The sequence below is a fragment of the Streptomyces sp. Tue6028 genome (assembly GCF_002300165.1).
Taxonomy (GTDB): Bacteria; Actinomycetota; Actinomycetes; order Streptomycetales; family Streptomycetaceae; genus Streptomyces; species Streptomyces siamensis.
On record NZ_MLCE01000029.1, the window covers coordinates 38506 to 61021 of the forward strand.

Genomic DNA, 22516 nt, shown 5'->3' on the forward strand with positions numbered 1-22516 from the left:
CACCCATGGAAGGGACACCATGGCACCTCGCACACTGAAGAGGATCACCAAAGCCCTCGTCGCCCCCGCGCTCGCCCTCGGCGCCACGGTCGGCCTCGCCTCCGCCCCCGCACAGGCCGCCGTCTGGTCCTCCTGCGACCAGTGGGGCAACACCACGCTGAACGGCTACACGCTCTACAACAACATCTGGGGCTCCGGCGCCGGCAGCCAGTGCGTCTGGGCCAACTCCGGTACCAGCTGGGGTGTATGGGCCAACCATCCCGACACCGGTGGCATCAAGTCCTACCCCAACTCCAAGAAGTACGTCGGCAGGACGATCTCGGGGCTGTCCTCCCTCACCAGCACCTACAACGTCACCGTCCCGTCCTCCGGCGCGTACAACACGTCGTACGACATCTGGGACACCGACTACGACTACGAGACCATGCTCTGGGTCAACTACAACGGCGCCGTCGGCGCACTCGGCACCTCCCAGGGCACGCTCACCCTCGGCGGCAACACCTGGACCGTCTACAAGGGCAACAACGGCTCGAACGACGTCTTCTCGTTCCTGCGCAGCTCGGACTCCACCTCCGGCACCATCGACATCCTCCCGATCCTGAAGTGGATCGCGAACACCAAGGGCTGGATGTCGAGCAGCGAGACCATCGGCGACGTGCAGTTCGGCTTCGAGATCACCTCGTCCTCGGGCGGCCTGGACTTCGCCGCCAACAACCTGACGGTCAGCAGCAGCTGACCCGCCCAGCGGAGTGCGGCCGGTCCTCCCGGGGACCGGCCGCACTCGGCTGCCGGACTACCCGGCCACGGGCAGCCGCGCCCCGTCCCGCAGGAACAGCGGGATGCGGTCCAGCGGCGCGTCGACCGTCACGGCCGCGCCGCCTTCGTACGTCTCGCCCGTCCACGCGTCCGTCCAACGGGCCCCCGCCGGGAGGTACGCCGTACGGGCGGTCGCCCCCGACGTGAGCACCGGCGCGACCAGCAGATCGGGGCCGAAGAGGTACGCGTCGTCCACCGACCAGGCGGCGTGGTCGTCGGGGAACTCCAGGAACAGCGGGCGCATCACCGGCAGCCCCTCCTCGTGCGCCTGCCGCATGACGTCCAGCACGTACGGCTTCAGGCGCTCCCGCAGCAGCAGGTACTTCTCCATGATCGCGCCGGCCTCCTCGCCGTACGACCAGACCTCGTTCGGGCCGCCGGTCATGTCCGGGCCCAGCGGCATGCCCGGGTCGCGGAAGCCGTGCAGACGCATCAGCGGGGACAGCGCGCCGAACTGGAACCAGCGGATCATGACCTCGCGGTACGCGGGGTCGTCCGGATCCCCGCCGTGGAAGCCGCCGATGTCGGTGTTCCACCACGGGATGCCGGACAGCGCGGTGTTGAGACCCGCCGCGATCTGACGGCGCAGGGTCGGGAAGTCCGTGCCGATGTCGCCCGACCAGAGGGCCGCCCCGTAGCGCTGGCTGCCCGCCCACGCCGAGCGGTTGAGGGTGACGATGTCCGTCCGGCCGGCGGCGAGCAGGCCCTCGAAGAAGGTGCGGGAGTTCTCCCGCGGATAGAGGTTGCCGACCTCCAGGCCGGGCCCCGCGTGATAGCGCAGGTTCTCCTGGAAGCCGGGCTTCAGCTCCGGCTCGCAGGCGTCCAGCCAGAAGGCCTTGATCCCGTACGGGGCCAGGTAGTTGTCCTTCACCCGCGACCAGAGGAAGTCCCGCGCGTCGGGGTTCGTCGCGTCGTAGAACGCCACCTGGACGGTGGACGCGACCCCCTTGTCCGGCCAGTCCGCGTGCGCCATCGGTCCGTACTGGGTGCCGATGAGATGGCCCCGCTGCTCCATGAGCTGGTGGTTCTCGGAGAGCGGCGAGACCGAGGGCCAGACGCTGACCACCAGCTCGACACCCAGCTCGGACAGCTCCCGCTGCATGGCGGCCGGATCCGGCCACTCGGCCGGGTCGAACTTCCACTCGCCGAGGTGCGTCCAGTGGAAGAAGTCGCACACGATGACGTCCAGGGGCAGCCCGCGACGCTTGTACTCCCGTGCCACGGCGAGGAGTTCGTCCTGTGTGCGATAGCGCAGCTTGCACTGCCAGAACCCGGCCGCCCACTCGGGCAGCATCGGTGTGCGGCCGGTGGCGGCGCTGTAGCGGCGCTGGGCGTCGGCCGGGGCGCCCGCCGTGATCCAGTAGTCGATCTGACGGGCCGAGTCGGCCACCCATCGGGTGCCGTTGCCCGCGAGCTCCACACGGCCGATCGCCGGACTGTTCCACAGCAGGGTGTAGCCGCGGCTGGAGGTGAGCACGGGGATCGTGACCTCGGCGTTGCGCTGGACGAGGTCCAGGACCGCGCCCTTCTGGTCCAGCAGCCCGTGCTGGTGCTGTCCGAGGCCGTACAGCTTCTCGCCCTCGTACGCGGCGAACCGCTGCTCCAGGCGGTGGTGGCCGTTCCCGGTCGGGGTGTACAGGCGGGAGCCGGGCCACCAGAAGTGGGCGCGTTCCTCGGCGAGCAGCTCGCCCCCGTCCGCGGTGCGCACGAAGCGGATCAGGCCCTCGGCGTCGACCTCGACGGTCAGCGCGCCCACCGTCAGCCGGCCCTCGCCGTCGAGGATCTTCACGGTGCTCTCGGTGGCCGGCGGCTCGTCGAGCAGCGCGCCGGGGAGGTCTTCGAGGAGCGGTCCGCCGAGGCGCGCACGGACCCGGACCGCGTCCGGCCCCCATGGTTCGATGCGGACGGTCTCCTGGCGTCCGCTCCACTCCAGCGCGCCGTCCCGCTCGCGGAACGTGCCGACGGTCGGGGAGGACTGCGCGAGGCTGACCGAGCTCGACTGGGTCTGGTTTTCGGCAGGCTGATTCACGGAGAGTGCTCCTGAAGGAAGGAGTGACAGCGGACCCGGCGCGGCCGTGACGGCCGCCGGGGCAGACGGGGCTACCGCAACGCCCATACGGACCAGGGCGGTTGCGCGGTACGTGGACTCGGGGAGCGGCCGGAGCCGTCCGGTGCCTTCGGGAACCGGCTGCTGCCGGTCCCGTTCTTCGGGGACGCGGCCGGAGCCGGTCCCGTGCCCTGACGGGCGTGGTCGGTGCGTGGCGCCTCGGGCCCGCCGGTCAGGCGCGGGCCGGTTGCCCACGCGGCCGCTCCGGCCGCGCCGCCGGTGCCTGTCCGTCCGTCTCCGGGGGACGGACGGACACGCTCCGTGACGGGAGCCGGCGACTGGCCCGGCCCGGGGCGGGGGCTTCCGGGTCTCGGTCTCGGTCCGGGAGCCCGGTCCCGGACCGGATCCCGGGCCCGAGTGCGGGAGTCGTTCGGCGCCACTCCCTCGGCCGGGGAGCGGCCCGGTGCTGCGCCCGAGCCGGGGAACCGTCCGGGGTCCAACGCCGGGCCCCCTTGTGCGGGGGAGGGGACCCCGTGCCGGGGAGCCCCCGCAGATGCCCGGATGCCGTCCCGGGCGGGGTCAGGAAGTGGACGGCGCCGGACCCGTACTCGCCCGTACCGTCAACTCCGGTGCGATCAGGACGACTTCGTCCTCACCGTGTCCGTCGAGCTTGGCGATCAGCTGCTCGACGGCGTGCCGGCCCATCTCCTGTGCGGGGATGGCGACCGAGGTCAGCCGCACCGAGGCCTGCGTCGCGACCTGGTCCGGGCAGATCGCGATCACCGACACGTCCTCGGGCACGGCCCGGCCCTGCTGGCGCAGCAGGGCGAGCAGCGGTTCCACCGCGGACTCGTTCTGCACGACGAATCCCGTGGTGGCCGGGCGCTCGTCGAGGATCCGGGCGAGTGTCACGGCCATCGCGTCGTACCCGCCCTCGCAGGGGCGGTGCAGCACGCGCAGGCCCAGCTCCCGCGACCGGGACCGGAGCCCGTCGAGGGTGCGTTCGGCGAAGCCGGTGTGCCGTTCGTAGACGGCGGGCGCCTCGCCGATGACAGCGATGTCACGGTGCCCCAGCATCGCCAGATGCTCGGCGCACAGCGCGCCGGTGGCACCGAAGTCGAGATCGACGCAGGTCAGCCCCGAGGTGTCGGCGGGCAGACCGATGAGTACGGACGGCTGGTCGGTCTCGCGCAGCAGCGGCAGCCGCTCGTCGTCGAGTTCGACGTCCATCAGGATCATCGCGTCGGCGAGCCCGCTGCCGGTGACCCGGCGGACCGCGTCGGGGCCCTCCTCACCGGTGAGCAGCAGGACGTCGTACCCGTGGATGCGGGCGGTGGTCGCCACCGCGATGGCGATCTCCATCATCACGGGTACGTACATGTCGGTGCGGAGCGGAACCATCAGCGCGATGATGTTGGACCGGCTGCTCGCCAGGGCACGGGCGCCGGCGTTCGGGTGGTAGCCGAGCTCCTGGATGCTCTGCTCGACCCGCTGCCGGGTGTTCGCGGAGATGGACCGCTTGCCGCTGAGGACATAGCTCACCGTGCTCGCCGAGACTCCGGCGTGCTGGGCGACCTCGGCGAGGGTGACCATCCAGCTCTCCAAGCTTTGTGAAGCGCTTCGACAGTGCGCGTGTTGCGGACAGGGGAGTGAGGGTGGCTCGACAGTAGCCCGGTGGAGATGGTGTGTCCATAGGTTGTCGAAGCGCTTCGACAGCGAAATTCCGACGACGGGAATCCCCGGTGCTCCCCGGCAAGCCGCGGGACGCGTACCCGGGCGCTCCCCGACTCCTCGCGGGGCGCTATCCCGGACGCTACCCGGCGGCCGGCGGGGCGCGTTCCCGAACGCTCCCGGCGGTCCGGAGGCCTGCCGTCCCGCGAGCTCTCCGGCGGCCTTCGCCAAGGAGTCCCGGGAGGCTCCCCGGTGCCCAGGGAAGGATCCGGCGGCCGCTCGGTGGCCTGTGCAGACGTTCCCCCGAATGGCCCCCTGACGCAACATCGCGGACAGCACCCGTCCAGGGCGTCCCGCACAGGGCGCACCGGCCCCGAACCCGGGGGCGCGTACCGGCCGAACGCCGCGCGAGGACTGGTGGGGTCACCCCGGATCGGGTACATACGATCGAGTAGCACCGGTCGGTAATGATCGATGCTGATCAGCGATGAACGGCCCCAAGATCCCTATTCGCGGCGAGGTGAGCCTCATGTCCGCAACACCCCACAAGCCCACGGTCACGGAGCGTGAGGCCCGACAGGTCGCCGAGGCCGCGCGTGAACAGGACTGGCGCAAGCCGAGCTTCGCCAAGGAGCTGTTCCTCGGGCGCTTCCGGCTCGACCTGATCCATCCGCACCCGATGCCGTCCGACGAGGCCTCGCAGCGCGGCGAGGAGTTCCTCGCCAAACTGCGCGACTTCTGCGAGACGAAGATCGACTCCGCCCGCATCGAGCGTGAGGCGCAAATCCCGGACGAGACGATCGACGGGCTCAAGGAGCTCGGCGCCCTCGGTATGAAGATCGACACCAAGTACGGCGGCCTCGGGCTGACGCAGGTGTACTACAACAAGGCGCTGGCCCTGGTCGGTTCGGCGAACCCGGCGATCGGCGCGCTGCTCTCCGCGCACCAGTCGATCGGCGTCCCGCAGCCGCTGAAGATCTTCGGCACCCAGGAGCAGAAGGACGTCTTCCTGCCGCGCTGCGCCCGCACCGACATCTCGGCGTTCCTGCTGACCGAGCCCGACGTGGGCTCCGACCCGGCGCGGCTCGCCACGGCCGCCGTGCCGGACGGCGACGACTACGTCCTCGACGGCGTGAAGCTGTGGACGACCAACGGCGTCGTCGCCGATCTGCTCGTCGTCATGGCGCGGGTGCCGAAGTCCGAGGGCCACAAGGGCGGCATCACGGCCTTCGTGGTCGAGGCGGGCTCCGAGGGCATCACCGTCGAGAACCGCAACGCCTTCATGGGCCTGCGCGGCCTGGAGAACGGCGTCACCCGCTTCCATCAGGTCCGGGTGCCCGCCGCGAACCGGATCGGCGCCGAGGGCGCCGGCCTCAAGATCGCCCTGACCACCCTCAACACCGGCCGGCTCTCCCTGCCCGCGATGTGCGTCGGCGCGGGCAAGTGGTGCCTGAAGATCGCCCGCGAATGGTCGGCGGCCCGCGAACAGTGGGGCAAGCCGGTCGCCCTCCACGAGGCCGTCGGTGCCAAGATCTCCTTCATCGCGGCGACCACCTTCGCGCTGGAGGCCGTCGTCGACCTGTCCTCGCAGATGGCCGACGAGGACCGCAACGACATCCGGATCGAGGCGGCCCTCGCCAAGCTGTACGGCTCCGAGATGGGCTGCCTGATGGCGGACGAGCTCGTCCAGATCCGCGGTGGCCGCGGCTTCGAGACGGCCGCCTCGCTCGCCGCCCGCGGCGAACGCGCCGTGCCCGCCGAGCAGATCCTGCGCGACCTGCGCATCAACCGGATCTTCGAGGGCTCGACGGAGATCATGCACCTGCTGATCGCCCGCGAGGCCGTGGACGCCCACCTCTCGGTGGCCGGCGACCTCATCGACCCCGACAAGTCCCTCTCGGACAAGGCGAAGGCGGGCGCGAACGCCGGCGTCTTCTACGCCAAGTGGCTGCCGAAGCTGGTGGCGGGACCGGGTCAACTCCCGCGGTCGTACCACGAGTTCAACCAGCAGGTGGACCTGTCGCCGCATCTGCGGTATGTCGAGCGCAGCGCGCGCAAGCTCGCCCGCTCCACCTTCTACGCCATGTCCCGCTGGCAGGGCCGCATGGAGACCAAGCAGGGCTTCCTGGGCCGGATCGTCGACATCGGCGCCGAGCTCTTCGCGATGAGCGCGGCCTGCGTCCGCGCCGAGCACCTGCGCGCCACGGGCGAGCACGGCCGCGAGGCCTACCAGCTCGCCGACGCGTTCTGCCGTCAGTCCCGCATCCGCGTCGAGGAACTCTTCGGCCGCCTGTGGTCCAACACCGACGACCTCGACCGCAAGGTGGTCGAGGGAGTCCTGTCCGGCACCTACACCTGGCTGGAGGAGGGCGTCGTCGACCCGTCCGGCGAGGGCCCCTGGATCGCCGATGCCACACCCGGACCGTCCCGGAAGGAAAACGTCCGCCGGCCCATTCGCTGACCATTTTCCCCAGGAATTCACTGGGGTCCCGTTCGCCATTCCGCTGCTTGCCGCACCGAACGTGTGCGCCGACAATGAACGGAATGGCGAACGGGGACGGCAGATGCGCCAAGGAGTCGGGGAAGAATACAGCCACGGTATTTCCGTACAGCTGACGCGCGCCCGCGGGGAGGCGTGGCGTCAGCTCGACGAGATGGATCTCGTACGGGCGCTGCGGACGGTGCGCGACGAAGTGCAGCCGCTGGCGCAGAAACTGCGCGAAGGAGCGCCGGAGACCTTCGAGGCACACCGCGACGCGCTCGCGGTCCTGCTCAACGACTGCGCGCTGGCCGTGGTCGACGTGGAGCCACGGCCGCCCGTGGCCTCCTTCGACGCGGTGCGCATCCGGAGGATCGACCTCCGTGACGTCGACGCTCTGCTCGACGCCGGACGGCCGGGCGAACGGCCCGTGATCCAGCAGCTCTTCCGCGCCGCACTCGACGTCGTCGACGACCCCGTGCTGCGCGAAGTGATCACCGCGAATCAACAGGGCGTCCATATTCTCCAGCGTGCCAATCGCTGGATCCGGATGCTCGCGGACGCCGTTTAGTTGCGGGGGAATTCCCATGTCAGGTAAAGGTCTCGACGCCCTGACCGGAAAAATCATGCGGGCGGGTGAGGGCAGGATGCTGCGGCGGCTGGAGCGCACAGCCGCCCAGGTGGGTTCACTGGAGGAGGAGTTCAAGGCCCTCACCGACGAGGAACTCCAGGCGCTCACACCGGAGTTCAAGACGCGGCACGCCGACGGCGAGAGCCTGGACGACCTGCTGCCCGAGGCCTTCGCCGCGATGCGCGAGGCGGCCCGGCGCACCCTCGGCATGCGCCACTTCGACGTGCAGGTCATGGGCGGCGCGGCGCTCCACCTCGGCAACATCGCCGAGATGCACACGGGAGAGGGCAAGACGCTCGTCGGCACACTGCCCGTCTACCTGAACGCCCTGACCGGCAAGGGAGTACACCTGGTCACGGTCAACGACTACCTGGCCGAGCGGGACGCCGACTGGATGGGCCGGGCCTACCGGTTCATGGGGCTGACCGTCGGCGTGATCAAGACCGGGTCGACCCCTGCGGAGCGGCGCGCGCAGTACGCCTGCGACATCACGTACGGAACCAACACGGAGTTCGGCTTCGACTACCTGCGCGACAACATGGCGTGGTCGCAGGACGAACTGGTCCAGCGCGGCCACCACTTCGCGATCGTCGACGAGGCCGACTCGATCCTCATCGACGAGGCACGCACCCCGCTGATCATCTCCGGCCCCGCCGACCAGCCCACCCACTGGTACGAGGCCTTCGCCGGCTTCGCGCAGCGGATGAAGGGCGTACAGGTCCAGGAGGAGCAGTACACCACCCAGACGGACAAGGACCGCCTCGCCGAACTGCGCACCCGGTACGACTACGAGTACGACCCGAAGAAGCGCACCGTGGCGATCCTGGACCGGGGCGTCGAGTACCTCCAGGACCAGCTCGGCATCGACAGCCTCTACGAGTCCGACCACACCCCGCTCATCGGCCACCTGAACAACGCCCTCAAGGCCAAGGAGCACTTCAAGCGCGACAAGGACTACGTGGTGGTCGACGGCGAGGTCCTCATCGTCGACGAGCACACCGGCCGCATTCTCGCCGGACGCCGCTACAACGAGGGCCTGCACCAGGCGATCGAGGCCAAGGAAGGCGTGACGATCAAGGACGAGAACCAGACGCTCGCCACGATCACCCTGCAGAACTTCTTCCGCCTGTACACGAAGCTCGCCGGGATGACCGGCACCGCCATGACCGAGGCCGCCGAGTTCCACCAGATCTACAAGCTGCACGTCGTCCCGATCCCGACCAACCGGCCCATGGTCCGCCGCGACGACCCCGACCAGATCTACCGCACCGAGGAGGCGAAGTACGCCGCGATCCTCGCGGACATCGCCGAGAAGCACGAACAGGGCCAGCCGATCCTGGTGGGCACCACCTCCGTGGAGAAGTCCGAGGTGCTGTCGGCGCGGCTGAGGAAGCAGGGCATCCGGCACGAGGTGCTCAACGCCAAGAACCACCAGCGCGAGGCACAGATCGTCGCCCAGGCCGGACGCAAGGGCGCCGTGACCGTGGCCACGAACATGGCGGGACGCGGCACCGACATCATGCTCGGCGGCAACCCCGAGGCGATGGCACTCGCGGAGACCGGGGACGAAGCGGACCCCGAGGAGCGGCGGCAGGTCCTCGACCGGATCACCGCCGCGGTCGCGGCCGAACACGACGAGGTCAAGGAACTGGGCGGCCTCTACGTCCTCGGCACCGAACGCCACGAGTCCCGGCGCATCGACAACCAGCTGCGCGGCCGCTCCGGCCGCCAGGGCGACCCCGGCGCCTCCCGGTTCTACCTCTCGCTCCAGGACGACCTGATGCGGCTGTTCCGCGCCAATGTGGTCGACCGGGTCATGGCCATGGCGAACGTGCCCGACGACATCCCCATCGAGAACAAGATGGTCACCCGCGCCATCGCCTCCGCACAGGCACAGCTGGAGCAGCAGCACTTCGAGTCCCGCAAGGACGTCCTGAAGTTCGACGAGGTCCTCAACCGCCAGCGCACCCTCATCTACGCCGAACGCCGCCGCGTCCTGGCGGGCGAGGACCTGCGCGAGCAGATCGTCCACTTCATGGACGACACCGTCCGCGCGTACGTCGAGGTCGAGACCGGCGAGGGCTTCCCGGAGGAATGGGACCTGGAACGGCTGTGGAGCGCGCTGAGGCAGCTGTACCCGGTGGGCGTCTCCGTCGAGGAACTGGAGGACGCCGCGGGCGGCCGCGACGCCCTCACCACCGAGGGGGTGACCGACACGATCACCGAGGACGTCCACGCGCGGTACGAGGAGCGCGAGGCCGAGCTCGGCGCCGCGGCCCTGCGCGACCTGGAACGCCTGGTCGTGCTCTCCGTCCTGGACCGCAAATGGCGCGAGCACCTCTATGAGATGGATTACCTCCGCGACGGCATCGGACTGCGCTGGACGCTCGGCCGCGAACCGATCGTCGAGTACGAGCGCGAGGGCTTCGACATGTACATAGCCATGACCGACGCCATCAAGGAGGAGTCCGTCGGCTACGTCTTCAACCTCGACGCGGCGGGCCCCGGCGCCGAGACCCTCGACCGCCGGGACCGAACCGACGGCCTGCACTTCACCGCGCCGACGCTCGACACGGCGGACGGCGTGGTCGAGGGCGCCTTCGCCCCCGCCGACGCCGCGCCGGCAGGCGCGGCCCCCGCCGACGCGCCCGGGACGGCGCCCGCACCCGACGACCCCGGCCCGGCGTCGCGCGAGGCCTCCCCGCGGTCCCGCGCCCGCACCGGGAACCGCAAGCAGCGCAGGCGCAGGCGCTAGGGGACGTCCACGACCACGAGGGACGATGCCGCCCCGTCCGGACCCCAGGGGCGGCAGCACGGCGCGAAGTGGGGGAGCCCTGTCCTGCCGGGGACGCGTTGCGGCCACAATGGGGGGATGAGCGACAGTCCAGCCCCCCTCGCTGATCCGCACCTTGTCTTCGACCCCGTGGACGGAGTCAGGGATGTCGTGATCCTCGGCTCCACCGGCTCGATCGGCACCCAGGCCATCGACCTCGTGCTGCGCAACCCCGACCGGTTCCGGGTCACCGCGCTGTCCGCCGCCGGCGGCAGGGTCGGACTGCTGGCCGAGCAGGCCCACCGGCTCCGGGTCCGGGCGGTCGCCGTCGCCCGCGAGGACGTCGTCCCCGCGCTGCGCGAGGCCCTCGCGGCGCAGTACGCCCCCGGAGAGGCCCTTCCCGAGATCCTCGCCGGGCCGGACGCCGCCACCCGGCTCGCCTCCTCCGACTGCCACACCGTGCTCAACGGCATCACCGGTTCGATCGGCCTCGCGCCCACCCTCGCCGCCCTGGAGGCGGGCCGCACCCTCGCGCTCGCCAACAAGGAATCGCTCATCGTCGGCGGCCCGCTGGTGAAGGCGCTGGCCAAGCCGGGACAGATCATCCCCGTCGACTCCGAGCACGCGGCGCTGTTCCAGGCGCTGGCCTCCGGCACCCGCGCCGACGTGCGCAAGCTGGTCGTGACCGCCTCCGGCGGCCCCTTCCGCGGCCGTACGAAGGCGGAGCTGGCCGACGTCACCCCCACCGACGCCCTCGCGCACCCCACCTGGGCCATGGGACCGGTCATCACGGTCAACTCCGCGACCCTGGTCAACAAGGGGCTGGAAGTCATCGAGGCACACCTCCTCTACGACATTCCCTTCGACCGTATTGAGGTCGTCGTGCATCCGCAGTCGTATGTCCACTCGATGGTGGAATTCACGGACGGATCGACGATCGCCCAGGCGACGCCCCCCGACATGCGGGGGCCGATCGCCATCGGCCTCGGCTGGCCCGAACGCGTCCCGGACGCCGCGCCGGCCTTCGACTGGACAAAGGCGTCGAGCTGGGAGTTCTTCCCGCTCGACAACGACGCGTTCCCGTCCGTCGGGCTCGCCCGGCACGTGGGGCAGCTCGCGGGCACGGCCCCGGCGGTGTTCAATGCCGCCAACGAGGAGTGCGTCGACGCGTTCCTGAACGGCACACTGCCGTTCAACGGGATCATGGAGACCGTCACACGGGTGGTCGAGGAACACGGCACCCCGGCCACGGGAACTTCCCTGACCGTCGCGGACGTCCTCGAAGCGGAGACCTGGGCGCGCGCCCGGGCCCGGGAACTGACCGCCCGGACGACAATCGCGGAGGCTCGTGCATGACGACCCTGATGATGATCCTCGGCATAGTCGTCTTCGTGGTCGGCCTGCTCATCTCGATCGCGTGGCACGAGCTGGGGCATCTGTCGACGGCCAAGCTCTTCGGCATCCGCGTGCCGCAGTACATGGTCGGCTTCGGTCCGACCATCTGGTCGCGCAAGAAGGGCGAGACGGAGTACGGGATCAAGGCGGTTCCGCTCGGCGGCTACATCCGCATGATCGGGATGTTCCCGCCCGGCCCGGACGGCCGTATCGAGGCCCGTTCGACGTCACCGTTCCGCGGCATGATCGAGGACGCCAGGTCGGCGGCCTTCGAGGAGCTCAAGCCCGGCGACGACACCCGCCTCTTCTACACGCGCAAGCCGTGGAAGCGCGTGATCGTGATGTTCGCGGGCCCCTTCATGAACCTGATCCTCGCCGTCGTGATCTTCCTCGGCGTGATGATGACGTTCGGCATCCAGACCCAGACCACCACGGTCGGCAAGGTCTCGGACTGCGTCATCCAGCAGAGCGAGAACCGCTCGAAGTGCGAGTCCGGGGACCAGGCGGCGCCCGCCAAGGCCGCCGGGCTGAAGGGCGGCGACAAGATCGTCGCGTTCGACGGCAAGGCCGTCGAGGACTGGTCCGTCCTCCAGTCCGACATCCGCGCCAACCCCGGCAAGGACGTCACGATCACCGTCGAGCGCAAGGGCGAGAAGGTCGACCTGACCGCCCACCTGATCAAGAACCAGGTGAGCAAGACCGACGGCAACGGCGGCTACGTCGAGGGCAAGTACGTGTACGCCGGGTTCCTCGGCTTCACACCGGCCTCCGGCATCGTCCAGCAGTCCTTCTCGCAGTCCGTGGACCGCATGGGCGACATGATGCAGAACGGCGTCGAGTCGCTGGTCGCGCTCCCCGGAAAGGTCCCCGACCTGTGGGACGCCGCCTTCGGTGACGGACCGCGCAAGGCGGACTCCCCGATGGGCGTGGTCGGCGCGGCCCGCATCGGCGGCGACGTCTTCACCCTGGACATCCCCGCCTCGCAGCAGGTCGCGATGATGCTGCTGCTGGTCGCCGGCTTCAACCTCTCCCTGTTCCTCTTCAACATGCTCCCGCTGCTCCCGCTCGACGGTGGGCACATCGCGGGCGCCGTCTGGGAGTCGCTGCGGCGGAACACGGCGAAGGTGCTCCGGCGCCCCGACCCGGGTCCGTTCGACGTCGCGAAGCTCATGCCCGTCGCCTACGTGGTGGCCGGGATCTTCGTCTGCTTCACGCTCCTGGTGCTCATCGCGGACGTCGTCAACCCGGTGAGAATCTCCTAGCGGCACGCGAATTTCGGGTGGCCGGACACACGTCGTGTCCGGCCACCTTCCATTGAGTGGGTTTGGGGGCGTGATGTGCTCGGCCGCGCGCCGGTGCCGTAATCTCGAAGCCTGGAGCCCACGATTCCGGGACCTTGATCCACAACTTGGGGTTGCACAGCAGATGACTGCGATTTCTCTCGGCATGCCGTCCGTTCCGACCAAGCTGGCCGAGCGCCGCAAGAGCCGGCAGATCCAGGTCGGAACGGTCGCCGTGGGCGGAGACGCACCGGTGTCGGTGCAGTCGATGACGACGACGCGTACGTCGGACATCGGTGCCACGCTCCAGCAGATCGCCGAACTGACCGCGTCCGGCTGCCAGATCGTGCGCGTGGCGTGCCCCACCCAGGACGACGCGGACGCGCTCGCGACGATCGCACGCAAGTCGCAGATCCCGGTCATCGCGGACATCCATTTCCAGCCGAAGTACGTCTTCGCCGCGATCAACGCGGGCTGCGCCGCCGTCCGCGTCAACCCCGGCAACATCAAGCAGTTCGACGACCAGGTCAAGGAGATCGCGCGGGCCGCCAAGGACACCGGCACCCCGATCCGCATCGGCGTCAACGCCGGCTCCCTCGACAAGCGACTGCTCCAGAAGTACGGCAAGGCCACCCCCGAGGCGCTCGTCGAGTCGGCGCTGTGGGAGGCATCCCTCTTCGAGGAGCACGACTTCCGCGACATCAAGATCTCCGTGAAGCACAACGACCCGGTGGTCATGGTCAACGCCTACCGGCAGCTCGCCGCCGCGTGCGACTACCCCCTCCACCTCGGCGTGACCGAGGCCGGCCCCGCCTTCCAGGGCACCATCAAGTCGGCCGTGGCCTTCGGCGCCCTCCTGTCCGAGGGCATCGGCGACACCATCCGCGTCTCCCTCTCCGCCCCGCCGGCGGAGGAGGTCAAGGTCGGCCTCCAGATCCTGGAGTCCCTCAACCTCAAGCAGCGCGGCCTGGAGATCGTCTCCTGCCCGTCCTGCGGCCGCGCCCAGGTCGACGTGTACAAGCTGGCCGAGGAGGTCACGGCCGGTCTGGAGGGGATGGAGGTCCCGCTCCGCGTCGCCGTGATGGGCTGCGTCGTGAACGGCCCCGGCGAGGCCCGCGAGGCCGACCTCGGCGTCGCCTCCGGCAACGGCAAGGGCCAGATCTTCGTCAAGGGCGAGGTCATCAAGACCGTTCCCGAGTCGAAGATCGTGGAGACCCTCATCGAGGAGGCCATGAAGATCGCCGAGCAGATGGAGGCCGACGGAATCGCCTCCGGCGAGCCTTCCGTGTCGGTCGCCGGCTGACCGCCTTGTGGCGCAAGGGACCCGGGTGCCCCTCCGGAGGTGGCGCCCGGGTCCCGTGCGTGCGGTGCTGCTCGGCATATCCGGTTAAAGTACGGAGATCAGCAGACCGTGTGACTCCGCCCTGAGGGGGGCTTCTCGCAGTGATGCGACGGCCAGCCCCGACCGGTGCTCACGAGTGAGCACACGGCGACGCGAACAGTGTGCGCGACGCGCTGTCGTTGCCCGCAAGGAGTGATGGAGCCGCCTCGTTGTTGACCCAGACCACCACCAGGGTCCTCGAACCGAGCGACCTGGACGCCGCGCTCGCCGTCCTCGACCGCGAGCCGGTCGCGAACGCGTTCGTCGCCTCCCGGGTACAGATCGCCGGCCTCGACCCATGGCGTCTCGGCGGCGAGATGTGGGGCTGGTACGAGGACGGCATGCTGCGGTCCCTGTGCTACGCGGGCGCCAACCTGGTCCCGATCTGCGCCACCCCGAGGGCCGTGCGCGGCTTCGCCGACCGGGCCCGCCGAGCCGGCCGCCGCTGCTCCTCGATCGTCGGCCCCGCCGAGCCCACCGCCCAGCTGTGGCGGCTGCTCGAACCGAGCTGGGGCCCCGCCCGGGAGCTCCGCGCCCACCAGCCGCTGATGGTCACCGACCGGCTCCCCGACACCGTCGCACCCGATCCGTACGTCCGCCGCATCCGCAAGGACGAGATGGAGACGATCATGCCGGCGTGCGTGGCGATGTTCACCGAGGAGGTCGGCGTCTCGCCGCTCGCCGGGGACGGTGGCCTGCTCTACCAGGCACGGGTGGCCGAACTCGTCGGTTCCGGAAGGTCGTTCGCCCGCCTCGACCAGCACGGCAAGGTCGTCTTCAAGGCCGAGATCGGCGCCGCGACCACCCAGGCCTGCCAGATCCAGGGCGTCTGGGTCGCCCCCGAGTACCGCGGCCAGGGCATCGCCGCCCCCGGCATGGCGGCCGTCCTGCGCTACGCCCTCGCGGACGTGGCTCCCGTCGTCAGTCTCTACGTGAACGACTTCAACACGGCGGCCCGCGCCACCTACCGTCGCGTGGGCTTCCAGGAGGTCGGCGCGTTCATGAGTGTCCTGTTCTGACGCCCCGCAGGGGCCTTACGGCACCTCACACGCCCCACCCTTCGCCAGGTAGTCTCCCCGGCATGCTGCGCATTCCCGGTCAGGGCTTCCGCAACCCCGACGACGTGGTCATCGGCCCGCTGGATCTCGCCGCGCGTGTGGACGAGGCGCTCGCCGTGCAGGCCCTCGCCTTCGGACTCGGCGCCGACGAGGTCGCCGTACGCCGCCAGATCGTGCTGCGCCACCTCACCTGTCCGGGAGCCCGCGCGCTGGGTGCCACCACCGCCGACGGACGCCTCGTCGGCTTCGTCTACGGCATGCCCAACGACCGCGCGCACTGGTGGTCCACCGTCGTCGAACCGTATCTGCGCGCCCAGGGCCGCGACGGCTGGCTCGACGACTCCTTCGTGATCACCGAACTGCATGTGCACCCGCGCTACCAGGGCCGAGGCATCGGCCGCTCTCTGATCACCCGGATCACGGACACCGCCGCCGAACCCCGCTCGATCCTGTCCGCGATCGACACGGACAGTCCGGCCCGGGGCCTCTACCACTCACTGGGCTACGAGGACCTCGCGCGCCAGGTCCTGTTCCCCAGCGCACCCAAGCCGTACGCCGTGATGGGCGCCCTTCTGCCGCTGCGCAGGCGTTAACCGATTTCCACCGTCACGTCCCGCCCGGCTAACCTCCTGCCATCACCCTTACGCAGCAGGAGTCGAGAATCATGGCCCAGGTCCAGCGCATGTCCCGTTTGATGGTCAAGACACTGCGTGACGACCCGGCGGATGCCGAGACGCTCAGCCACAAGCTGCTCGTCCGCGCCGGTTACGTGCGCCGCAACTCCGCGGGCATCTGGACCTGGCTGCCCCTGGGCAAGAAGGTCCTCGACAACATCTCTCGCGTGGTCCGCGAGGAGATGGACGCGATCGGTGCCCAGGAAGTCCTGCTTCCCGCGCTGCTCCCCAAGGAGCCGTACGAGGCGTCGGCGCGCTGGGAGGAGTACGGCGACCTGCTGTTCCGCCTCAAGGACCGCAAGGGCGCGGAGTACCTGCTCGGTCCGACCCACGAGGAGATCTTCACCCTGGTGGTGAAGGACCAGGTGGCCTCGTACAAGGACCTGCCGGTCATGCTGTACCAGATCCAGACGAAGTACCGGGACGAGGCCCGCCCGCGGTCCGGCGTGCTGCGCGGCCGCGAGTTCCAGATGAAGGACTCGTACTCCTTCGACACGACCGACGAGGGGCTCGCCGAGTCCTACCGGCTGCACCGCGAGGCGTACCAGAAGATCTTCGCGCGTCTCGGTCTCGACTACCGCATCGTCTCGGCCGTCTCCGGCGCGATGGGCGGCTCGGCCTCGGAGGAGTTCCTCGCCCCGGCCGCGGCCGGCGAGGACACGTTCGTGGACTGCCCGTCCTGCGACTACGCGGCCAACACCGAGGCGGTGACCTTCAAGCTCACGCCGGTGTCCGAGGAGCACGGCCCGGTCGAGGAGCTGGACACCCCCGACACCCCGACCATCGAGTCGCTCGCCGAGCACCTCGGCGTCCCCGCCTCCGCGACCCTGAAGAACCTCCTGGTCAAGGTCGACGGCGAGATCGTCGCGGTGGGCGTCCCGGGCGACCGCGAGGTCGACCTCGGCAAGCTGGGCGAGCACCTCGCCCCGGCCGTCGTCGAGCTCGTCACCGCCGAGGACTTCGAGGGCCGCGGCGACCTCGTCCGTGGCTACGTGGGCCCGCAGGGCCTGGAGAAGGTCCGCTACATCGCCGACCCGCGGGTGGCGCCCGGCACCGCCTGGATCACCGGCGCCAACAAGGCCGACACGCACGCGAAGAACGTCGTCGCGGGCCGTGACTTCGAGGTCGACGACTACCTCGACGTCGTCGTGGTCGAGGAGGGCGACCCGTGCCCCGCGTGCGGCACCGGCCTGAAGCTGGACCGCGCCATCGAGATCGGCCACATCTTCCAGCTCGGCCGCAAGTACGCCGACACCTTCCAGCTCGACGTCCTCGGGCAGCAGGGCAAGCCCGTGCGCGTGACCATGGGCTCGTACGGCATCGGTGTCTCCCGTGCGGTGGCCGCGCTGGCCGAGCAGTCGGCGGACGACCAGGGTCTGTGCTGGCCCGAGGAGATCGCTCCCGCCGACGTCCACGTGGTCGCGGCGGGCAAGGCCCTGCAGACCGAGCTGGCGCTCGACGTGTCCGAGAAGCTGAACGCCGCGGGGGTGCGTGTCCTGGTGGACGACCGCGCCGGGGTCTCGCCGGGTGTGAAGTTCACCGACGCGGAGCTCATCGGCGTGCCGAAGATCCTGGTCGCCGGCCGTCGCTCCGCCGAGGGTGTCGTCGAGCTCAAGGACCGGCGGACCGGTGAGCGCGAGGAGCTGACCGTGGACGAGGCGATCGCCCGTCTCACGGCCTAGTCGGTGTCCCGTGGGCCCGTGCGGCGGTGAGCTGCCGCGCGGGCCCTTGGCGGCTTTCGGTCTGCGGTCCTCCGCCGGTGCGTCGTGGTTGGGCGCGCCGTTCCTCGCGTCCCTTGTGGGGCGCTTGGGTGCGCGGTGTTGTTCGGTAGCCCGGGGCTGCCGGTCTGTGTGTCTCTGCGGGTGCGCTGTGGCTGGGCGCGCCGTTTCTCGCGCCCCTTGTGGGGCGCTTGGGTGCGCGGCGTTGTTTGGTTGCCCGGGGCTGCTGGTCTGTGTCTCTGCGGCTGGGTCGTGGCTGGGCGCGCAGTTCCTCGCGCCCCTTCTGGGCGTTGTCCGGTGTTGGTGTCAGAGCCAGCCGGCGAATTCGAGGAGGAGTTCTGCGTCCTGGGGGCGGCCGACGCGGCGGGCTCGGACGCCCGACTCGACCGCTCGGAACAGGGTCCAGCCGCGCAGCCGTTCCTGGTCCACGTCGAGGGACTCGGCGAGCCGCTTCACCCGGCGCCGGGTGATCGACGACCCCGACGGGGAGGCGATCAGGTCCTCGACGCGGTCGCGGACCAGCCGGGCCAGATCGAAGGCGCACTCGCCGACCACCGGGTCGGGGCCCACGGCCAGCCACGGCATGCGCTCCCCGGCGAGAACCTTGCTCTGCCGGAACGTGCCGTGCAGCAGCCGTTCCTCCGGCGGCGCGGCGAGCAGTTCCTCGCGGGCCGTGAGCGCCGCGTCGACCAGCGGCGCGACCTCCTCGTCGGCGGACGCGGACGCCCGCATCGCCTCCGCCTGCCGGCCCGTCCGCTCGGCGACCGTCTCGAAGACGTGCGCCGCGGGCGGCTCGACCCACAGCCGCCGCAGCGTGCCCGCCGCCTCCAGCAGAGCCTTCGCCTCGGGCAGCGACCGTACCGACATCTCCGGGTGCAGCCGCTCCAGCAGCAGCACGCCATGGGTGTCGCCGGGGTTGAGGAGCCGCACCGCGCCGCGTCCGTCCCAGTGGGCCAGGGCGGCGCGCTCGCTCTCCGGGCGGGCCCGCTGGGGCGCGAGCTTCAGCACGGCGGGCGTTCCGTCGGCCTGCCGTACCAGCAGGACCAGGCTGCTCCTGCCGCCCGGCGCCTGCACCCGCTCCACGGTCAACTCGCGTACGTCTGCGGTCTGTTGCACCAGCTCGGGCAGCTTGGCGAGCCATTCATCGGTCCCGTCGGCGCCCTCGGCGCCGCCCCGCTGGATCTCGCCGAGCGCCCGGACGAGACGCTGCGGCGGTTCGAAAGCCATGCCCGAGTTGTTCCCTTCCAGGTCGCGTCACGTCTGCGGGGACGCGGACGCGGAGGCGGTGGCCGCCCGCTCCGCGAGCCCAGGGAAGGCTACGCTCTCGCCGCTCCAGCGCACCGCCCGCACCGCCGCCTCGCGCAGCGCCTCGGCGGCGGCCCGTCGCCGGTCGCCGGTGGCGGCCCGCACGAGGTCCGAGTAGACGCCCGCCACACGCTCCTCCAGCTCCGCGGCGAGCCGGACCGCCGCGGCCGAGTCCTTGACCGCGAACGGCAGCGCGTACGCGGCGGAGGCGGCCTGGGGTGTGCCGTCCAGGTCCCGTACGGCCCGCGCCAACTCGTCCCGTCGCGCCCGGTGCGCGTCGTAGGCGGCCCGCGCCTCGTCGCGCCGCCCCTTGTCGATCTTGCCGCCGACGACGCCGTATCCGTAGACAGCGGCGTGTTCGGCGCCCAACGCGGCCTGCAGGGCGCCGAGTTCGGCCTTCTCGGCCCGTTCGGTACGGCCCGAGCCCGTGGTGCGGGAGGTGTCGCTCACTTCGCCCCTTCCGACAGCAGGTACGCGTGGGCGGCGCCGGCCGCCGCCACCGAGGCCAGCAGCCTGGCCAGTTCACCCGGCATCTCGACCAGGGCCTTAGTGCGTGCGTCCGCCAGGGTGCGTTCGGCCGCGGCGAGTTCGCCGACCGCGTCCTTCGGCTCGGCCGGCACGGTGGGGGAGGCGCTCGCGGACGCGGACGCCGGCGCGCCGGCCGCCGTGGCGGAGACGGTCGCGGAGGGCGAGGCGGTGGCGTGCGCCCCGTCCCCGAAGGCCTTCGCGTGCCGGACGACCTCGGCCCGCAGCGGGGTCAGTCGCTTCGCCAGCGCCGGGTGCGCGGCGATCACGGCGGCGTAGTGGTCGGCGAGCTCCTCGCTGTCGCGCGCGGCACGCGCGCGGGCCCGGTCCGCGGCCGAGGGGCTGCCGCCGGCCGTGTCGGTGGACGGTTCGGAAGCGGAACAGCCCGCGAGCGCGAAGGCGCCCGCGGCCGAGGCGAGCAGGGTCCTTCGGCGCGGACCCGACGGGGCGCGCGACGGCAGGGTGAACGGCACGGCAGTCGTCCTTGGAGGGCTCGTACGGAAGGAGAGGGCGAGGCGCCCGTGATCACGGTACCCGCGCCCCGGCCGAACCCGTGCCAGCGGCTCTCCCGAGCCGGTCCCGGCGGGTGGTTTCCGCCCTTCCGCGCAGGGCACCGGGTAGGCGCCGGGCGGCCCAGGGCCGCACCCGGCCGGGTCCCGGTGGACGGCAACACCCCCCGCGACCGGATACCCTTTGACCTGACACACGACCTAACCACAACAGCACACGCGGCCGAGGAGTCACCCGGATGAGCACCACCCAGAGCGAGAGGCTGCGAGAACTTCTGGAACCGCTCGTAGGCTCTCAGGGACTCGATCTCGAAGAGATCGCAGTGGACTCGGTAGGCCGCAAGCGTGTGCTGCGTGTCGTCGTCGACTCGGACTCCGGTGCCGACCTGGACCAGATCGCCGATGTGAGCCGCGCGCTCTCGGCGAAGCTCGACGAGACGGACGCGATGGGCGAGGGCGAGTACACCCTCGAGGTCGGAACCCCCGGTGCCGAGCGTGAGCTCACGGAGCACCGTCATTACGTGCGCGCGACCGACCGCCTGGTGAAGTTCCAGCTGACGGAGGGCGGCGAGCTGGTCGCCCGGATCCTGAAGATCGACGACGACGGCCTCGACGTCGAAGTCCCGGGTGTGAAGGGCCGCAAGCCCACCGCCCGGCACCTCGCCTTCGAGGACGTCGCCAAGGCGCGTGTCCAGGTCGAGTTCAACCGCAAGAACAAGAACGAAGAGGAGGCGTAGCCGTGGACATCGACATGAGTGCCCTGCGGGGCTTGGTACGGGAGAAGGAGATCTCCTTCGACCTGCTGGTCGAGGCGATCGAGTCGGCCCTCCTCATCGCCTACCACCGCACCGAGGGAAGCCGCCGCCACGCGCGCGTGGAGCTGAACCGGGAAACCGGCCATGTGACCGTGTGGGCGAAGGAGGACGCCGAGGACCTGGAGGAGGGGCAGGAGGCGCGCGAGTTCGACGACACCCCGTCGGGGTTCGGGCGGATCGCGGCGACCACCGCCAAGCAGGTCATCCTGCAGCGCCTGCGGGACGCCGAGGACGACGCGACGCTCGGCGAGTACGCCGGACGCGAGGGCGACATCGTCACCGGTGTGGTCCAGCAGGGCCGCGACCCGAAGAACGTGCTCGTCGACATCGGCAAGCTGGAGGCCATCCTGCCGGTGCAGGAGCAGGTCCCCGGCGAGAACTACGAGCACGGCCTGCGCCTGCGCTCGTACGTCGTCCGGGTGGCGAAGGGTGTGCGCGGTCCGTCCGTCACCCTTTCGCGCACGCACCCCAATCTGGTGAAGAAGCTCTTCGCGCTCGAGGTGCCGGAGATCGCCGACGGCTCCGTCGAGATCGCCCACATCGCCCGTGAGGCCGGCCACCGTACGAAGATCGCCGTCCGGTCCACCCGCAGCGGCCTGAACGCCAAGGGCGCCTGCATCGGCCCCATGGGCGGCCGCGTGCGCAACGTCATGGCGGAACTGAACGGCGAGAAGATCGACATCGTCGACTGGTCGGACGACCCGGCCGAGATGGTGGCGAACGCCCTCTCCCCGGCCCGCGTCTCGAAGGTCGAGGTCGTCGACCTCGCCGCCCGCTCCGCACGCGTGACCGTCCCCGACTACCAGCTGTCGCTGGCCATCGGCAAGGAAGGGCAGAACGCCCGGCTCGCCGCCCGGCTCACCGGCTGGCGGATCGACATCCGTCCGGACACCGAACAGCAGCCCGAGCAGGACGGGGAATAGATCCAAGCCGCGGGTGGCTCAGATCACGACAGTTCCCGTCGATGCAACTGTTCGATTCTTGCCCCAAAGGGGTGAGGTCGCTACGGGGAGGTAGACTTAAGAGTGTCTGGCCGGACGCGAGCCCGCGCATGCCCTGAGCGCACCTGTGTGGGGTGCCGGGAGCGAGCGGCCAAGAAGGACTTGCTGCGCATCGTGGCGATCGAGGGCGAATGTGTCCCCGATCATCGCGGTACGCTGCCCGGCCGGGGTGCATATGTGCACCCCGCCCTGGTCTGTCTCGACCTGGCGGTCCGCCGCCGGGCGTTCCCGCGGGCGCTGCGCGTCCCGGGACCGCTCGACACCGCGGCGTTGCGCCTCTCCGTCGAGCAGGCAACACCGTAAGACGTGTCGTACGGAACCCCCGTGCGGCCCTGGTACCCCGCGAGTTGGAAGTAGGTCGAGATTGCGATGAGCACTCGATGAGCACGCGATGAGTACGCCCATGAAGTAGCGACGGTCCGGACGCAACCCGGACCT

At 70.5% G+C, this 22516-nt stretch carries 18 protein-coding genes; 13 read left to right on the forward strand and 5 right to left on the reverse strand.

Annotated features, from left to right (window positions below; translation table 11 throughout):
- Positions 1–19: 19 nt before the first annotated feature.
- Entirely contained in the window at positions 20–736 is a 717-nt protein-coding gene (locus BKI49_RS27710) for a glycoside hydrolase family 12 protein (RefSeq protein ID WP_095936991.1), read from the forward strand.
- Between the two features lie 57 nt (positions 737–793).
- On the opposite strand, the gene BKI49_RS27715 is transcribed toward BKI49_RS27710, so the two are convergent.
- The gene (locus BKI49_RS27715; protein WP_095936992.1) at positions 794–2845 is read right to left on the reverse strand and encodes a glycoside hydrolase family 31 protein; all 2052 of its coding nucleotides are present in this window, start codon (positions 2843–2845) and stop codon (positions 794–796) included.
- Positions 2846–3442: 597 nt separating this feature from the next.
- Positions 3443–4456, reverse strand: coding sequence for a LacI family DNA-binding transcriptional regulator (locus BKI49_RS27720; protein WP_095936993.1), 1014 nt, complete (start codon positions 4454–4456; stop codon positions 3443–3445).
- Positions 4457–5063: 607 nt separating this feature from the next.
- On the opposite strand from BKI49_RS27720, the gene BKI49_RS27725 reads away from it, so the two are divergent.
- The 9 genes from BKI49_RS27725 to BKI49_RS27765 all read left to right on the forward strand — a co-directional run bounded on the left by BKI49_RS27725 (position 5064) and on the right by BKI49_RS27765 (position 17887).
- Positions 5064–6995 carry an acyl-CoA dehydrogenase family protein gene (locus BKI49_RS27725; RefSeq protein ID WP_095936994.1) on the forward strand — a complete coding sequence of 644 codons (1932 nt, stop codon included), beginning with the start codon at positions 5064–5066 and terminating at the stop codon, positions 6993–6995.
- A gap of 103 nt (positions 6996–7098) precedes the next feature.
- A complete protein-coding gene (locus BKI49_RS27730; RefSeq protein WP_143658535.1) occupies positions 7099–7584 on the forward strand; it encodes a hypothetical protein in 486 nt (161 codons plus the stop codon).
- A gap of 16 nt (positions 7585–7600) precedes the next feature.
- On the forward strand, positions 7601–10399 hold the full coding sequence (gene secA, locus BKI49_RS27735; protein WP_095936996.1) for a preprotein translocase subunit SecA: 2799 nt from the start codon (positions 7601–7603) through the stop codon (positions 10397–10399).
- Between the two features lie 117 nt (positions 10400–10516).
- Positions 10517–11773 (forward strand): 1-deoxy-D-xylulose-5-phosphate reductoisomerase, encoded by a 1257-nt coding sequence (dxr, locus tag BKI49_RS27740; RefSeq protein ID WP_095936997.1) that lies wholly within the window; start codon positions 10517–10519, stop codon positions 11771–11773.
- Positions 11770–13074 (forward strand): M50 family metallopeptidase, encoded by a 1305-nt coding sequence (locus BKI49_RS27745; protein WP_095936998.1) that lies wholly within the window; start codon positions 11770–11772, stop codon positions 13072–13074. The genes dxr and BKI49_RS27745 overlap by 4 nt, the downstream gene beginning before the upstream one ends.
- Before the next feature lie 163 nt (positions 13075–13237).
- Positions 13238–14395 carry a flavodoxin-dependent (E)-4-hydroxy-3-methylbut-2-enyl-diphosphate synthase gene (gene ispG, locus BKI49_RS27750; RefSeq protein WP_095936999.1) on the forward strand — a complete coding sequence of 386 codons (1158 nt, stop codon included), beginning with the start codon at positions 13238–13240 and terminating at the stop codon, positions 14393–14395.
- 248 nt (positions 14396–14643) lie between these two features.
- Positions 14644–15492, forward strand: coding sequence for a GNAT family N-acetyltransferase (locus tag BKI49_RS27755; protein ID WP_095937000.1), 849 nt, complete (start codon positions 14644–14646; stop codon positions 15490–15492).
- A gap of 62 nt (positions 15493–15554) precedes the next feature.
- Positions 15555–16124: a GNAT family N-acetyltransferase gene (locus BKI49_RS27760; protein WP_095937001.1), complete on the forward strand. Its 570-nt coding sequence runs from the start codon at positions 15555–15557 to the stop codon at positions 16122–16124.
- 71 nt (positions 16125–16195) lie between these two features.
- The gene (locus BKI49_RS27765) at positions 16196–17887 is read left to right on the forward strand and encodes a proline--tRNA ligase (protein ID WP_095937002.1); all 1692 of its coding nucleotides are present in this window, start codon (positions 16196–16198) and stop codon (positions 17885–17887) included.
- Positions 17888–18229: 342 nt separating this feature from the next.
- Here BKI49_RS27765 and BKI49_RS27770 read toward each other — a convergent pair whose 3' ends face one another.
- From BKI49_RS27770 to BKI49_RS27780, 3 genes are read right to left on the reverse strand one after another with little or no spacing between them, the layout of a single operon-like run.
- Positions 18230–19150, reverse strand: coding sequence for an aminoglycoside phosphotransferase family protein (locus BKI49_RS27770; protein ID WP_095937003.1), 921 nt, complete (start codon positions 19148–19150; stop codon positions 18230–18232).
- Between the two features lie 27 nt (positions 19151–19177).
- On the reverse strand, positions 19178–19678 hold the full coding sequence (locus BKI49_RS27775) for a ferritin-like domain-containing protein (RefSeq protein WP_095937004.1): 501 nt from the start codon (positions 19676–19678) through the stop codon (positions 19178–19180).
- Positions 19675–20226: a hypothetical protein gene (locus BKI49_RS27780; RefSeq protein WP_095937005.1), complete on the reverse strand. Its 552-nt coding sequence runs from the start codon at positions 20224–20226 to the stop codon at positions 19675–19677. The genes BKI49_RS27775 and BKI49_RS27780 overlap by 4 nt, the downstream gene beginning before the upstream one ends.
- Positions 20227–20501: 275 nt before the next feature.
- Between BKI49_RS27780 and rimP the strand changes: the two genes are divergently transcribed.
- The 3 genes from rimP to BKI49_RS27795 all read left to right on the forward strand — a co-directional run bounded on the left by rimP (position 20502) and on the right by BKI49_RS27795 (position 22381).
- Complete coding sequence (gene rimP, locus BKI49_RS27785; protein WP_095937006.1) at positions 20502–20999, forward strand: ribosome maturation factor RimP; 498 nt, start codon at positions 20502–20504, stop codon at positions 20997–20999.
- 2 nt (positions 21000–21001) lie between these two features.
- The gene (nusA, locus tag BKI49_RS27790; protein ID WP_095937007.1) at positions 21002–22000 is read left to right on the forward strand and encodes a transcription termination factor NusA; all 999 of its coding nucleotides are present in this window, start codon (positions 21002–21004) and stop codon (positions 21998–22000) included.
- A 102-nt stretch (positions 22001–22102) separates the two neighbouring features.
- Positions 22103–22381 (forward strand): YlxR family protein, encoded by a 279-nt coding sequence (locus BKI49_RS27795; RefSeq protein ID WP_095937008.1) that lies wholly within the window; start codon positions 22103–22105, stop codon positions 22379–22381.
- Positions 22382–22516 lie beyond the last annotated feature (135 nt).